The organism is Psychrobacter sp. GP33 (genome assembly GCF_014119005.1).
GTDB lineage: Bacteria > Pseudomonadota > Gammaproteobacteria > Pseudomonadales > Moraxellaceae > Psychrobacter.
In genome coordinates this window covers 48,640-64,014 of the sequence record NZ_JACGYX010000004.1, presented here as the reverse complement: position 1 = coordinate 64,014, position 15,375 = coordinate 48,640, and the positions used below count along the sequence as shown (strand labels likewise).

General features: G+C 42.1%; 11 protein-coding genes. 4 read left to right on the top strand and 7 right to left on the bottom strand.

What is annotated here, in order from left to right:
* Positions 1-187: 187 nt before the first annotated feature.
* The 3 genes from H2245_RS06690 (at position 188) to H2245_RS06680 (ending at position 5,426) form a co-directional block, all read left to right on the top strand.
* Positions 188-1,309 (top strand): hemolysin family protein, encoded by a 1,122-nt coding sequence (locus H2245_RS06690; protein ID WP_182406830.1) that lies wholly within the window; start codon positions 188-190, stop codon positions 1,307-1,309.
* 369 nt (positions 1,310-1,678) lie between these two features.
* On the top strand, positions 1,679-2,173 hold the full coding sequence (locus H2245_RS06685) for a hypothetical protein (protein WP_182406624.1): 495 nt from the start codon (positions 1,679-1,681) through the stop codon (positions 2,171-2,173).
* A 289-nt stretch (positions 2,174-2,462) separates the two neighbouring features.
* Entirely contained in the window at positions 2,463-5,426 is a 2,964-nt protein-coding gene (locus H2245_RS06680; protein WP_182406623.1) for a LysM peptidoglycan-binding domain-containing protein, read from the top strand.
* A gap of 90 nt (positions 5,427-5,516) precedes the next feature.
* Here the strand turns inward: H2245_RS06680 and H2245_RS06675 are convergent, their stop codons facing one another.
* Both H2245_RS06675 and H2245_RS06670 read right to left on the bottom strand, forming a co-directional pair.
* Entirely contained in the window at positions 5,517-6,755 is a 1,239-nt protein-coding gene (locus H2245_RS06675; RefSeq protein ID WP_259365123.1) for a transglycosylase SLT domain-containing protein, read from the bottom strand.
* 524 nt (positions 6,756-7,279) lie between these two features.
* Complete coding sequence (locus H2245_RS06670; protein ID WP_310734121.1) at positions 7,280-8,155, bottom strand: Nif3-like dinuclear metal center hexameric protein; 876 nt, start codon at positions 8,153-8,155, stop codon at positions 7,280-7,282.
* Between the two features lie 258 nt (positions 8,156-8,413).
* Here H2245_RS06670 and H2245_RS06665 point away from each other — a divergent pair, with 258 nt between their 5' ends.
* Positions 8,414-9,739, top strand: a complete 1,326-nt coding sequence (locus tag H2245_RS06665; RefSeq protein WP_182406622.1) for a S1C family serine protease — start codon at positions 8,414-8,416, stop codon at positions 9,737-9,739.
* A 121-nt stretch (positions 9,740-9,860) separates the two neighbouring features.
* Here the strand turns inward: H2245_RS06665 and yfaE are convergent, their stop codons facing one another.
* The 5 genes from yfaE to nrdA all read right to left on the bottom strand — a co-directional run bounded on the left by yfaE (position 9,861) and on the right by nrdA (position 15,217).
* Positions 9,861-10,127: a class I ribonucleotide reductase maintenance protein YfaE gene (gene yfaE, locus H2245_RS06660; RefSeq protein ID WP_182406621.1), complete on the bottom strand. Its 267-nt coding sequence runs from the start codon at positions 10,125-10,127 to the stop codon at positions 9,861-9,863.
* Between the two features lie 105 nt (positions 10,128-10,232).
* Positions 10,233-11,366, bottom strand: a complete 1,134-nt coding sequence (gene nrdB, locus H2245_RS06655) for a class Ia ribonucleoside-diphosphate reductase subunit beta (RefSeq protein WP_182406620.1) — start codon at positions 11,364-11,366, stop codon at positions 10,233-10,235.
* Between the two features lie 104 nt (positions 11,367-11,470).
* Positions 11,471-11,866: a hypothetical protein gene (locus H2245_RS06650; RefSeq protein ID WP_182406619.1), complete on the bottom strand. Its 396-nt coding sequence runs from the start codon at positions 11,864-11,866 to the stop codon at positions 11,471-11,473.
* 108 nt (positions 11,867-11,974) lie between these two features.
* Positions 11,975-12,739 (bottom strand): DUF4145 domain-containing protein, encoded by a 765-nt coding sequence (locus tag H2245_RS06645; protein ID WP_182406618.1) that lies wholly within the window; start codon positions 12,737-12,739, stop codon positions 11,975-11,977.
* 201 nt (positions 12,740-12,940) lie between these two features.
* Positions 12,941-15,217 carry a class 1a ribonucleoside-diphosphate reductase subunit alpha gene (gene nrdA, locus H2245_RS06640; RefSeq protein WP_182406617.1) on the bottom strand — a complete coding sequence of 759 codons (2,277 nt, stop codon included), beginning with the start codon at positions 15,215-15,217 and terminating at the stop codon, positions 12,941-12,943.
* Positions 15,218-15,375: the final 158 nt, after the last annotated feature.

The window sequence follows — 15,375 nt, the reverse complement described above, 5'->3', positions numbered from 1 at the left end:
TAGGTTACCTACCTTGTCCACCACTTTTATGTCTGTTCCTCGTTTGTGTCGTCCTCGCGCTTGCCGTCAAACAGCATCTGCTAAACCTCCCCCGACATCGACACGTCATTACCGGCAGCGTGACTCTATAACGGCGCTACCTTTATTCGCACTTGCCCTTTTGCCTTATCCAGCATTTGCTGAGGACATGGTTACGCAGCCAACCACTGCCAATGTGGTTTTACTGATTACTTTTGTTAGTATTGCGATTGGATTGTCTTTTGTATGCTCAATGGCAGAGTCCGTACTATTAAGTATGACGCCCTCATATATTGCTGATGTCAAAGAAAGTAATCCTAAAAAAGCACAAATGCTTAAGCGTTTAAAACAGGATAAAGTCGATCAGTCATTAGCGGCTATTTTAACGTTAAATACGATGGCTAATACATTAGGCTCTATCGGCGCAGGTGCTCAGGCAACGATTGTCTTCGGAAGTGCATGGTTTGGACTGTTTTCAGCCCTAATGACGTTGGCTATTCTGACTTTTTCAGAGATTATTCCAAAAACATTAGGAACCGTATATTGGCGACAGCTTAGCGGACTGGTGGCTTACTTTGTTCGCGGTATTATTATCGTTTTATATCCGCTTATTTGGCTCTCAGAGCGTTTAACTAAATTATTAGTACGCGGTAAAAAAACTGATGTGTTTAGTCGCCGTGAGTTTTCAGCACTGGCTAGTATTGGTGAAGCAGCAGGACATATCGATCCATTAGAGGCGCGTATTATCCGTAACTTATTGGCGTTTGGTGCCATCAAGGTTGAGGATATTATGACGCCACGTTCGGTTATGTTAGCGTTTGATGAAAATAAAACCATCGCTGAAGTACTGGCTGATCGTCCAAAATTAACCTTTTCGCGATTGCCTGTTTATGATGGTGACATTGATCATATCACCGGTTTTGTATTAAAAACTGATATGTTGTTAGCTAAGGTTAATCATGCGATGCACAAGCCATTGACCCAGTTTCAACGTGAGATTACCTTTGTTTTTTCTAAAATGAAGCTGTTTGATTTGCTGGAGTTGATGCTGAAAAATCGCATTCATATCGCTATCACCGTTGGTGAATATGGCGAAGTGAAAGGGCTAGTGACGTTAGAGGATGTCTTAGAAACTTTGCTGGGGCTTGAGATTGTCGATGAAATAGACCGCGTTGAAGATATGCAAGCGCTGGCGCGGCAGATGATGGACAGACGTGTTGAGCGTTTGGGAATGAAGCTAAGTGACGATGAGCAAGAGGGAGATGATGAAGTGGCAGCTACGAAAATTTAACGTGAAGCTTTATATTTAAAGCTCTTAATTTTAAATCATGAATACTTACTAACCTGATTTATTATCATTTTACAGGTTGATATGCTCTTATAATGTCATCATTACCGTAGACGAGACAGCCTATATTTTGCAACTATTTCAAGTAACTATTGCAAAGCCAGTATTTGGCGCGCATTTAACTTAATAAGTAATTTGCCCAGTTTCGGTTCAACAGGCATTCAGCTATTTATACTATCAATAATTGCACATGACGTTACATAGGTGTGAGAATTGAATGCTAACCTTATAGGGCAGGTGCTGGTATATAAATAAAGACAGTCCACAGTCAATTATGACTGATAGATTGCGCACTTATTGCTAAGGAATATCATGAAACGTATTTGGAAAAAAGGGCTGCTGGCATTATTAATAAAAAGCGTTAGTATCAGCGGCTTAATGGCAGTTGCCAGTACCGCTGCTGTTAGCGCAAATGCAGCAGTGATGACCGAAGGATTGGTAAATGATTATGCTGCTGCTATGAAATCAGCTGCCAATAGTAAAAACGTCAATAGAGTGGCGCAGTTGGTGTCAGATGATGCGCTCATTTCAATGTCGCGTAAAGGTAAATCAACAAGTTTAGATAAAGATGCCTATTTAAAACTTATTCAAAGAAGTTGGAGCCAATCTACAGATTATAAATATGACATTAGTATTGATAATGTTGTCATTACAGGTACTCAAGCTAAAGCTAATGTGGTGACAACTGAAAGTTGGTTAAGAGACGGTAAGAGTGCTTCATTTGTTACCAAGTCTCGGGTTACGCTGACATTATCAACAGGTAATGCCATATTATTACGTGCCGTGTCACAAGTTACAATTGATTGAATAAGCCGTTAAAAAGACATTTATTATGGCATTTGCTATTAAATCATTTAGATGACAGTTAACAGCTATAACTCATGTACATTCATTAACAGCATACTGCAGCTAATGCCACTGATAGATTCGTATTGCTGACCGGTCGTATTACTGGCTTATAAGGTGTCTTATCATATTGATGTCACTTGCTATCTTTGATAGTAGCCTAGTGTCTGATTTTTATTGCATAGTATTTTGTATTACCTATTATACTATTCATCCTTTATTTATATCTCGTTAGGAAAATTCTATCATTATGCCTACTGTGTTCTCATCTTCTCGACCATTTATTGCTTTACCTCTGACCCTTGCCGTATCAGCATTGCTTGTCAGCGCCTGTAGCAGTACGCCACCTGCAAAAAATACCAATGCACTTCCTCATACTACTGCGGTGACCAAGCGCCCGACTGATCAGAGTAATACTGTCAAGCCAAGTGGTACGACAGGTTATTCAACTGCTTATTTAGATGCAGAGAGTTTGGATGAGTTGGCTGATCTGTTAGAAGCAACGGATATGACGATGGTAGAGAGCAGTCAGCTTGCTATTCAGCAATATGGTGACTTATGGAATAGGCTGCGTGCAGGCTACCGAATGAACGCTGGTAAGCCCATGTATGATCCCCGTATTGAAGCACAAAAAAGCTGGTTTACCAGTCGACAAGATTACCTAAATCGTCTCACGGCACGTTCTAGTCGTTATTTGTATCATACGGTGCGGGAAGCTGAACGCCGTAATATTCCAACTGAGCTGGCATTACTGCCGGTGATTGAGAGCTCCTATGATCCGACCGGAACAAGTAGTGCTGCTGCTGCTGGGTTGTGGCAGTTTATTCCCAGTACTGGACGTATTTATGGACTAAACCAAAGTAGTACTTATGATGGTCGCCGTGACGTTATTGAATCTACGCGCGCTGCCTATGACTTTTTGACTGCTTTACACAATCAGTTTGGCACTTGGGAGCTAGCACTTGCTGCTTATAATGCTGGACCTGGACGTGTACAAAAGGCGATTGATGCTAATGCGGCTCAGGGGTTGCCAACCGATTATTGGTCGCTTAGATTGCCTACTGAAACCATGAACTATGTCCCACGCTTTTTAGCCGTCGCTGATATTGTCTCGAAACCTTCACAGTATGGTGTGTATTTACCAGCAATTGCGAATCGTCAGCATTTTCGTAGTGTGCCTGTTAATTATGGAGTAGGATTAGCGGAAGTCGCACAGATGACTGGAGTCAGTTATGATGAGCTGCAAAAGCTAAATCCTGCGCTTACTTCAGCCCGTATTGATGTTTCAGGTCCACAGCGCGTGGTAATCCCTCATGATGTTAATCTCAATCTTGATGCCAAACTCAGCTCGTTAAAAGGTAATGGGACTAGCAATGTTATTGCGGCAAGTGCAGCAAGTATTCCAAGTCCTACTTATACGCCGATGCCAAGCAGTTCTACCCCAAGTTATACGCCAACGCCGAGCTATAGTGGGAGCGCTGCTAAGCCGACAACAAGCTATAATAGCCAGCCTTATGGTAGTTCCTCCTTGCCAAACACGGGCAAAGGCTTAGCAGATTATGCAGCCAGTGCCCGTGTCCCTCAGCAAACGACCAGTTATATTGCCCCAGTAACTAAGCCGACCAGTAGCTCTGTTTATAGCAGTAGCGTTGCTGTCAGTAGAGAGCCTGCAATCACCAGCACTGAGATGAATAAAATTAATGCTGAGCTGCAAAATAGTAATAGCTTGCCGACGACCTCAGCGCAGATTACCCGAAACAATACTATCGTTCAAGAGCCAGCACTAACCAAAGAAGAGCGTGATTTTATTGCAGCGCAAATCATGCGCCAAACGCCTGAAGTCAAGGAAGTGATTAACGCTGATGGTAATATTAATCTGTCAGCGATTCAAACTCAGCAGTCTATTCTGGAAGCCAGTGGTCAAGATAAGAAGCTCAGCTTTGCAACTCCCCCTGCCAGTGATCAAAAACCTAAGGGCACTCGCAGTACTTATACCGTGAATCCTGGCGATACGTTAGCTAATATTGCCAGTCGCGCCGGCGTTAGCTGGCGTGATATTGCAGAATGGAATCAGATAGATGCAAACGCTAAGTTATTCTCTGGAAGCACTTTATACCTATACAATGCCAAAAATGTTGAGCCTTTACCTGCTGCTGCGGCTACCGTCAAACAGCCTGAAAGCTATGTGGTACAAACGGGCGACACTTTAATTGGTACGGCCAATCGTTTTGGTTTATCTGTCACCCAGCTGGCGACTTATAACAATTTAAGTAGCCGTGCTGATTTGTTGATAGGGCAAAAGTTATGGTTAGTAGCAGGCAAAGTCACGCCACCCAAAACAACGCCAAGCAGTAGTCCAACCACTAAAAGCCCTAGCAGCAATAACAATACGAATAGTGCTGCTACCGTCTCTAGCAGTAGCAATGCGTCTACCAGCAACTATACGGTAAAAGCGGGTGATACCCTTACAGGTATTGCCAATAGCATTGGACTAAGTACGGCGCAAGTGGCAGCGGTAAATAGTAACTTTGATGCACAAGCGCGCCTGCAAGTTGGGCAAGTGATTAAATTGCCGGTCTCTAAAATTCAAGTTGAGCGCCAATTAAAGAATCAGCCAGCCAGCTATAAAGTCCAATCAGGGGATAGCTTAACGGCAATTGCAAAGCGCTACAATCTTAGCATTAGCGAATTGGCATCTGCCAATGGATTGACGCCCACTTCAAACCTGATATTGGGTCGCACTATTACTATTCCGCCTGTGGGCAGTGCTAGTTCTATTAGCAACAGCAGTAATAGCACCAGCGCCCCTGCTAGTACTCCGCCTGCTAAAAGCGAGCCTACAGCTGCAGTCGTCCGCAATCCTCCGTCAGTAGAGACTAGCAGTAATACAAGTAGTGGTAAAAACTTAAGCAATACTGAAAACTATAAAGTCCAGCCAGGTGATGGTCTAATTGCTTTAGCACGTCGTTTCGGTGTGTCAGTAGCAGATTTGGCTGCAACCAATAATATAGCAACCAATGCTCAGCTACAGCTTGGACAAACCATTAAAGTTCCAAAAACGACCATAAGCTACAAGGTTGAATCAGGCGATAGTTTGATTGTGCTAGCACGTAAATATGGTGTCTCAACGCAGGAATTGGCGGATATGAATAAAATCGCACCTGATGCTATGTTGCAGCTTGGACAGCGTATGACAGTACCTAATCGCCAGTAATGAGTTATTGATTGTGTTTAATTTATGTTTTTTCCATAAAAAAGCTGCTCTTATTAAAGAGCAGCTTTTTTAATAAATGGCACACAGGTTCTATGCTGGTTGCAGTTTCATAATTTCAAGATAACTTCTAATATTACTGACATACTGCATGGCCTGACCATAGCGACTGTTCGAGGCTTGATTTTTTGCCAAATATGCATAAATATTTGCCCAGTTTTTATCATCAATACCATTTGCCGTTAGCTGTTGCTGGATACCTTTAATCGCATTTGGCCCCATATTATAGGCAGCAAGGGCAAACCAAATACGGTCTGTTTTTGGCACATCAGCGAAGTCGGACTTCATCTGCTCCAAATAACGTGCACCGCCACCGATACTTTGCATCGGATCTACGCGGTCAGCAACGCCCATTGCTTTTGCCGTGCTATTGGTCAGCATCATCAGTCCGCGTACTCCAGTTGGTGAGACAGCATCTGCATTTAAGTGTGACTCTTGATAACCCATTGCAACCAGTAATTCCCAATCATGATCATAGTTTTTTGCTTGATTAATAAATGAAGTTTGATAAACAGGCAGTTTTTCTATTAAGGTTTGTTGAAAATGTTGTTGGCTATAATTATCTTTAAGTAACTTTTGATTGTAAAATGCTGCCAAATTTTGGGTACTGTCAAGCTTAACGCTGTCACATAAAAAGTAGCTGGCTTTTTGGGACAACGGGTCATTCGATTGTCTAAATGCCCAACTGACTTTAGGATTTAGCCCATTATTGGTCAAGCTGCTATCATAACCACAGCTGATATTTATAGAAGGCAGTGCCAGTTCATTTCTAAGCTGCGTACTTGCTGTAGTAAGCGCCATATCAACCGCGCCAGACTGTAGCGCGCGCAATGCTGCCTCATCACTGGCATAGGCCTTTAGGTCAATTGACACCTCGAGCTCATCTGCGTAACCGCGTACTAAATCATAACCAAATCCATGCTGAAAGCCGTCTGTCGCAAAATAAGTACTGTCACCTGGAACCGCAGCAATGGTTAAGGTCCGTTGTAGCATCACTTTATCATAAGCCGGTATTTGCGTATTGATATCCATATGCATGGTCGTTAGGCTTTGCGCTGGTAGTGATAGCAACGCAATACTTGATATCTGCACCAGTTTTTTTGTTTTACGAAAACGAGTTATTGGAAAAATAATGGGGGAATCAAGATTGTTGTTAGTGTTAACAGAATCGCTGACAAGGTTAGGTGTGGGTTTGCTTGAGTGAAATAAACGAGAAATACTGCGTTTGGTACTTTGCGGCAATAGATTGGCGCGATACGTCATACGCGGCATGAATGTCTCCTGATAGTCGCCATCCTGCTTTTCTCAAATAAACAGTGTATGCTGATATAAGCTTACATTTATGAAGTACTTAGTAGTAAGTCGCATCATAAAAAACTCATATCATCAAATTGAGATAAGGTCATGAATAAAGAATGACAATGGCAACCCAAATGCTAAGCGGCAAACCGTTATTGAGTGAAAGCGGTTGCACCATTATAGATAACTTAATCATTGGTTTAACTGTTGCCGAGCGGCAGCACAGACGATAATAGGGATATCCTCGTCTATAACACTCATATCATAATCGGAGGCGGTAGTCGATTAAACGTCTCATGACAAAACGTGTATATATCGTTATTTACAAGTTTATGATATGTTGGGCATAGACATATTATTCAAGATATATTAATAAGCGTGTGATAAAACTTAACAATATTCCTCTTATTAAGTAAGATGACTTAGACAGTAATATTTAGCACATATTCTGTTATGATGAGTATCTACCATTAATTATTAACAAAGATATTAATCATTTAAGCAGGATTGGCAATATCGATAAAGGTCACGGGAATATTGAATTGCTGTGCTACCAACTCGCCTAATGCTTGAATACCGCCGCGCTCCGTGGCGTGATGTCCACAAGCAAAGTAATTTATCCCAAGCTCGCGCGCACTATGCGTCGTCCGCTCCGATATTTCACCAGAAATATAAGCGTCACAGCCCATCGTTGCCGCTTGCTCAATCATATCTTGTGCTCCGCCTGTGCAGATGCCCACTCGTTGAATCAATTTTGCCTCGTCAGTATTCTTCTGACTATTCTTATTAGTACTCTCTTTACTGTCATCATCTTTATTAATATGAATCGTATTCTGATATGTGCTAGAAATATGGAGTGGGGCACGGTTTAATGCTTGTGTGATGGTATTAATAAGAGTTTCTGAACTTTGCGGCGCACAAGTGGCAATATTACCCACAGGACGCGATTCATTGGGATATAGCCCACCAACAATCGTCAGTCCTAACATGTTGGCAAGCGTGGCATTATTACCAATGATAGGGTGGGCATCAAGCGGTAAATGATAGGCGATAAGAGATATGCCATTCTGTAATAGCTTGCGAATTCGTCGACCCTTCATGCCAATAAGAGGTTCTGGCTCACCTTTCCAAAAATAGCCATGATGCACCATAATGGCATCAGCATTGGCAGCAATTGCGGCATCAATCAAAGCTTCGCAAGCGGTGACACCAGTGACAATGCACTGGATGGGCTGACCACCATCGACTTGCAAGCCATTGGGGGCATAATCTTTAAATTCCTCAGTAGATAGATAGTCATCACAAAACTGGGTTAATGCTTGGGCACTAAGCAGCTGATTATCGATTGGCATAGCCGGATTTGTAATCGTCATTATATTTCCTTATAAAATCTACTTTTTTTATATCAAATAGCGTAATACTGAGCTTATTTTTAATGGTTATGCGTGACTGTTATGCGTTACTATACTCGTTATATCAGCACAATGGCAAAAGCAGACAGATAGCTGTCATAACTGAAAGGCTACAGGATAGCGTACTATTGTAGCGGCTTGGCAGTTATAATTTGTATTGCTGTACCAGTTTATTACCACCATCTTTTATCCCTATTTTATTAATATAAAGGTTTTTGTATGTCTCCATCCCCGAACGCCAAGGATAAGGTTGCTATTATTAAGTGGTTACCTTGGATTTTATTGCTGATTGCCATTGCAGCATTTGTCTGGTTGTTTGCGAGCATGAGGGCACCATCAGAGGCGAAATGGGAAAAACCTGTCGCGCCACCCGCTGAGCAACAAATAGCTATCCCAAATAGCGATGGCTTAGCACCGATTTCTTCTTATCATGACGCGGTCGCGCGCGCATCTCAGTCTGTAGTCAATATTTATACCACGCAAGTGATGGAAGAGCATCCATATATGGATGATCCTGTTCTGCGCCGTTTCTTTGAGTATCACGGCAGCCCTGATAGTCAGGGCGCAACCAATTTAGGCTCAGGAGTCATCGTGTCGCCGGATGGCTATATTGTCACTAACGCGCATGTGATTGAAAAAGCGGATGAAATCACCGTTGCTTTTAACGATGGACGCAAAAGTCGTGCCAGAATTGTTGGTACGGATCCTGATAGCGACTTGGCCGTGATTAAAGTTGAGATGACCGGATTAACGCCATTGGCTTTCCGTGAAGCGCCAAGTCGGGTGGGTGACGTTGCTTTAGCCATTGGTAATCCGTTCGGTGTTGGACAAACGGTTACTCAAGGCATCATTTCGGCGACTGGTCGTACGGGGCTTGGGGTTAATAAATATGAGGACTTTATCCAAACCGATGCCGCGATTAACCCCGGTAACTCAGGTGGTGCTTTGGTCGATGCTAAGGGCGAGCTGGTCGGTATTAATACAGTAATTTTCTCGCGCTCAGGTGGTTCGATGGGCATTGGCTTTGCCATTCCAACCGCATTGGTTGAGCAAGTGATGAATGCGCTTATTAAAGATGGACGTGTTAGTCGTGGATGGTTAGGAATTGAAATACAGTCGCAGATGCGCGACCCGACGCGTTTAGAGAGCTCAACTGGGGTGGAAGTATTAAACGTCATTCCGCAAGGTTCAGCAGCTAAAAGCGGTCTGAAAGTAGGCGATATTATCTTATCGATTGATGGTGTTGAGATGACCGATGACAACACCTTGGTACAATATGTGGCGCGTAAACCGCCTAATACCGAGCTGCATGCCCAAGTGCTACGCGGTGGTAAGAATAAGCAAGTTAAAATTGTATTAATGGAGCGTCCAGCTCAGGAAAAAACGGAAGAGCCTAATGTTATTTATGACGATGGCTTTACTGGGCAGCCAAACTATCATGGCGATGGTCAAGGTCAAGATGCCCCACCAATGTCTGAAGAAGAACGCCTACGCATGCGAGAAGAGTTGCTCAAATTGTTTGAACAAGATGCGGCTAAACGTTAATTAACAGATTAAATGCTAATAAATAATCGTTAAAAAATAACATGAATCAATAAAAAAGCGCGCCATCTACATTAAGAGGGCGCGCTTTTTTATTGGTTATAGAGAATAAGTTTATAGTAACTTATTCTATTATTAACTCATTATCGATATGAATCACGCCTTGAACCCGACAACAGCAAGGCAATATTTCATCTTCATCAATCATTGCCAAAGGTGCAACAGCATAAGCAACCGCATGCGAGCTTGATATCTTACGAATCCGACAACTGCCACAATAGCCCTCGCGGCACTGATAGTTGACCTCGTGCCCTGTACGCAATAGGCCATCGAGCAAATTTTCATCCTCATGCAAATAAAACTGCATTTTAGGGGTTATTACCCAAGTCATCATTCATCCTACAAAGCGCTATCACGTTTAAATATACATCAAATTTTTAGTTATAATCACGTGTTATAAATTAAATGCTATAACTCAAGGCTTATAATTAAAATCCTATAACTCAAAGTCATCAAAATCAGTGTTTGATAAATCTGAGTCAATTTGCCCAACCAAGTACGAGCTGATTTCGGTCTCTTGCGGCGCAACTTGCACATTATCTGACGACAACCACGTATTAATCCACGGAATTGGGTTTGATTTCGAATTCGGGAACGCGGACGGCAAGCCAACTGCTTCCATACGTAAATTGGTGATATATTCAATATATTGGCATAAAATGTCTTTATTTAGCCCAATCATCGAGCCGTCTTTAAATAAATAACCAGCCCACGCTTTTTCTTGTTCAGCTGCCTTTTTGAATATCTCAATACTTTGCTCGTAACATTCATTGGCAATCTGCGCCATTTCTGGGTCGTCTTTACCGTTACGCATCAGATTAATCATATGCTGCGTGCCGGTTAAATGCAGCGCCTCATCACGGGCAATCAGTTTGATAATCTTGGCATTACCTTCCATTAGCTTACGCTCAGCAAAGGCAAATGAACAGGCAAATGACACGTAAAAACGAATTGCTTCCAACACGTTAACCGCCACAATGCAGAGATAAAGCTGCTTTTTCAGCGATTTTAAATCAACGGTGACTTCTTTACCGTTAATCGTATGCGTGCCCGCACCGTATGAGCTATACAGCTGCGAGCTATGATATAACTCATCGTAGTATTGCGCGATATCGGAGGCGCGCTCCAAGATATGCTCATTGGTCATAATGTCATCAAATATGAGGCTTGGGTCATTGACGATATTACGAATAATATGGGTATAACTGCGCGAGTGAATGGTCTCCGAAAACGACCATGTCTCAATCCATGTTTCCAGCTCAGGAATCGATACCAATGGCAGCAAAACCACGTTTGGGCTACGACCTTGAATCGAGTCAAGTAGCGTCTGATATTTCAAATTGCTTAAAAAAATGTGCTGTTCATGCGAGGATAAATTGCCAAAGTCCATGCGGTCTTTTGACACATCGACTTCTTCTGGACGCCAAAAAAATGACAACTGCTTTTCAATCAATTGCTCAAAAATCGGGTGCTTTTGTTGGTCATAGCGGGCAATATTAACCGGCTGACCAAAAAACATCGGTTCTTTTAGGGCGTTATTTGGCGTTTGAGAGAAAATCGAGTAAGTCATGGGACTGCCTTTATAAGTTATGCGATTATGAATCTAAATTTAAAAATAATGCTGTAGAAATGTGGTCAACAGCGCGTTATCAACGCTTTATGAGCCGTTCTATATTACAAATCTTCTAACGATATCTGTGTCTGTCCATCGTTCATATAGGCTTTAAAGATTTCGCTAAGCTCACTATCGTTTAATGCTTCTAGCTCACCGATAGCGCCATTGTGGTGTGTTCCCAAATCAAGGTCTTGTGATACTTTTGGCGCTTCTTTTTTTGGTTGCTTTTTGATTGGTTTTTTTGCTGCTGTTTCTTTTGGCGCTGTGGTCTTTACTGTCTCTTGTTTTAGGATTTCTTGTTTTGGTTCTGTGCTTGCGCTTAATTGCTGACGCACTGCTGCGATATCGACGGTGACTTGTACAATGTGCGCACCACCATCGTTGCCATTATTTAGGTCGGCAAATACGTTAGGGATAAACAAACCACCGTCTTTGATGATTGCGGTATATTGCACTCTATGACCTCCGTTATTTTTATTCTGTCTGTGTTTTAATTATAGCGGTAAAGCAAAAATATTTTCCTTTAATCAAATATATTGATAGTTAAGGTTTGGTTAACCGCACTACTTAATACCTTTTGCCTTATTAATTCTTTTAGCTTTTGCTAGAATAGTTTTAGATTTATTGTCAAATAACTCAGATAGAACATGTTCTAGTATCTCATATAAATCGATGACATCATTTTTGGTTAAGCTCTTTTCCGGGTGACTACCTTCATTGCCAATCCATTTAATTGCCAAAAGTAATTCCTTAAGTTCAGAATGTTGCTTAGCTAGTTTATCAATTCTATTGTGTAAGTTTATTTTAACTCTCTTCTTTTTATTGTTTATAGTAGTCTTTGGTACTTTGAGATGATTCAATATTAGCTCCAAGGCGGAGCGTGCATGATTTATTGCAGCAGAAGGAGAGCTAAAAAATAATTCAAAAGACTTATTAAGTTGATTAGTAATATCATCTGGAACATTTTCAGGTATGTCGATGATTTTTAATGATGGATAAAAATAATAAGGCTCGAAACATGGTGAATAAACTTGCTGTGGGATACCGTGGTCATCTTCCTCTATATCCACATCCAAACAACCATGACCTGAGCTTGCAAACTGTTCATTACAATTGTTATTTGAACATCTAAAAATGCAACTATATACGAAACTAACCCATTCTGGCTCCCATCCATAGTGAGAGTGTCCTTTTTGAGAAACAGAAGTTTCTTTACTAAAAAACGTATCCTCATTAATCACTAAATAACCATTAGAACAAGTTGAACAAGGCCAAGAAATATTTTGGCTTTTTGTGAAATAGGAAGTTAAGAGTTCTTTATCAATCATGAAATATGGTCTCATGTAGTAAGTCTATAATTATTTATATAGTCATAAATTACCATTCTATTTTTTAAGCCAATGATACAATAATCTTACTTGGCACAGAGGTTTCACCGCTAGTCTCAATATTGAAACATAGCGAGCTCAACCCAAAAGCCAAACCCGCCATCTATCAGAAATTATATTTAAAGAGCCTCTCCTGTAAACCTATATCTTACAAGCCCCGCCAGCACAATCATCTTCCATATCCGCTTGCGCATCATTCGCGCCATCACGAGTATTGTGGTAATACAAGGTTTTTACGCCAAGCTTATACGCGGTCAATAAGTCTTTGAGCAGCACTTTCATCGGTACGCGCTGACCTTCAAAGCGAGTCGGGTCATAGTTGGTGTTTGCCGAGATACTTTGGTCAACGAACTTCTGCATGATAGCGACCAGCTTTAGATAGCCATCATTGTTCGGCATTTGCCACAGTAATTCATACTGATATTTGAGATTCTCAATGTCAGGCACGACTTGCTTTAAGATGCCATCTTTTGACGCTTTGATAGACACCAGACCGCGTGGTGGCTCGATACCATTGGTGGCGTTAGCAATCTGGCTCGAAGTCTCAGACGGCATCAAGGCAGTTAGGGTAGAGTTGCGCAGACCGTGGGTGGTGATTTCGGTGCGCAGCGTTTCCCAATCGAGATGTAGCGGCTCTTGGCAGATTTTATCCAAATCCTTTTTATAAGTATCAATCGGTAAGATACCTTGCGAATAAGTGGTCTCATTAAATGCCGGACACGCGCCTTGCTCTTTTGCCAATTTATTTGACGCTTTCAAGAGATAGAATTGCAACGCCTCAAAAGTTTGATGGGTCAGACCAAGTGCTGAATCATCTGAATAGCGCACGCCATTTTTCGCCAGATAATACGCATAATTAATCACGCCAACGCCTAAGGTACGGCGACGCATACTGCCATTTTCAGCGGCTTTTACCGGATAGTCTTGATAATCGAGCAGGGCATCAAGCGCACGAACAATCAGCTCAGCAGGCTCTTCGATATCGCTAACGTGCTCAACTTTACCCAAGTTCACCGCAGATAGCGTACATAGTGCAATCTCACCGGCTTCGTCATTGATATTATCAAGTGGCTTGGTTGGTAGCGCGATTTCCATACAGAGATTGGATTGGCGAATCGGAGCAACACTGGCGTCAAATGGGCTGTGGGTGTTGCAATGGTCGACGTTTTGAATATAAATACGACCGGTGCTGGCACGTTCTTGCATCATCAAACTAAACAACTCGGTTGCTGGAATTTGGCGCTGACGGATTGATTTGTCTTGCTCGTACTTGGTATATAACTCTTCGAATTTGTCTTGATCTTCAAAGAAAGCATCGTACAAGCCCGGCACGTCAGATGGCGAAAACAAGGTAATGTCTTGATTTTTAATCAAACGAGTATATAGCGTTTTATTAAGCTGAACGCCATAATCCATATGACGGACACGGTTGTCTTCTACGCCGCGATTGTTTTTTAGTACCAATAGCGACTCAACTTCGAGATGCCATAATGGGTAGAATAAAGTTGCAGCCCCACCACGAACGCCACCTTGTGAGCAACATTTTACCGCGGTTTGGAACAGTTTATAAAACGGCACACAACCTGTATGTTGTGCTTCACCGCCACGGATAGGGCTACCAAGGGCGCGGATACGACCGGCATTGATGCCAATACCTGCACGCTGCGATACGTAGCGTACGATAGCGCTGGTGGTCGCGTTAATTGAGTCTAAGTTATCGCCGCATTCAATAAGCACGCATGAGCTGAACTGACGTGAAGGGGTACGCACGCCTGACATAATCGGAGTAGGCAATGAGATTTTAAATTGTGAGGTTGCATCATAGAAACGCTTTACGTAGTCAAGGCGATTTGACTTGTCATAGCTGGCGAACAGACACATTCCAACGAGCATATATAAGAACTGCGGGCTTTCAAAAACGGTCTTGGACACGCGGTCTTGCACGAGGTATTTACCTGCCATTTGCTCAACAGCAGCATAAGCCAAATTCATATCGCGCCAATGGTCGATATAGTCATTCAACTCATCAAATTCAGCGCGGCTATAATCAGCTAAGATATGAGCATCATATTTACCATCGTTGGTTAGCTTTTGCACATGGTCAAATAGCGGTGGCGGGGTAAATTTATTATAAGCAATTTTACGCAAATGGAAAATTGCCAAACGTGCCGCTAAATATTGATAATCAGGGGTATCTTCAGAGATGAGGTCAGCCGCAGATTTAATGATGGTTTCGTGAATATCACGAGTTTTGATGCCTTCGTAAAACTGAATATGCGACTTCAGCTCCACTTGTGATACCGACACATTATTTAACTTGTGAGCCGCCCATTCGATAACCTTATGAATCTTATCTAAATTAATAAGCTCAAGACTACCATCGCGTTTGGTCACTTTAATTTTATCAATATGTGTCATGCTGGCCTCGGTTGTTTATTGCTGGTATTGGCGTTTATAAATACTATTCGTCAGGTTTTTATTACCGTACAATCACTTATCACAGTAACTATTGCAGTTTTTCAACGCAAAAAGCTACCGTCAGTCACTGTTAGTATTAAAAACAGTAAACACTATAT

Bases quoted from the DNA above. Each gene is read 5' to 3' on its own strand.
- H2245_RS06690 (WP_182406830.1), top strand. From the start codon at position 188: ATGGTTACGCAGCCAACCACTGCCAATGTGGTTTTACTGATTACTTTT.
- H2245_RS06685 (WP_182406624.1), top strand. From the start codon at position 1,679: ATGAAACGTATTTGGAAAAAAGGGCTGCTGGCATTATTAATAAAAAGC.
- H2245_RS06680 (WP_182406623.1), top strand. From the start codon at position 2,463: ATGCCTACTGTGTTCTCATCTTCTCGACCATTTATTGCTTTACCTCTG.
- H2245_RS06675 (WP_259365123.1), bottom strand. From the start codon at position 6,755: ATGCCGCGTATGACGTATCGCGCCAATCTATTGCCGCAAAGTACCAAA.
- H2245_RS06670 (WP_310734121.1), bottom strand. From the start codon at position 8,155: ATGACGATTACAAATCCGGCTATGCCAATCGATAATCAGCTGCTTAGT.
- H2245_RS06665 (WP_182406622.1), top strand. From the start codon at position 8,414: ATGTCTCCATCCCCGAACGCCAAGGATAAGGTTGCTATTATTAAGTGG.
- yfaE (WP_182406621.1), bottom strand. From the start codon at position 10,127: ATGACTTGGGTAATAACCCCTAAAATGCAGTTTTATTTGCATGAGGAT.
- nrdB (WP_182406620.1), bottom strand. From the start codon at position 11,366: ATGACTTACTCGATTTTCTCTCAAACGCCAAATAACGCCCTAAAAGAA.
- H2245_RS06645 (WP_182406618.1), bottom strand. From the start codon at position 12,739: ATGATTGATAAAGAACTCTTAACTTCCTATTTCACAAAAAGCCAAAAT.
- nrdA (WP_182406617.1), bottom strand. From the start codon at position 15,217: ATGACACATATTGATAAAATTAAAGTGACCAAACGCGATGGTAGTCTT.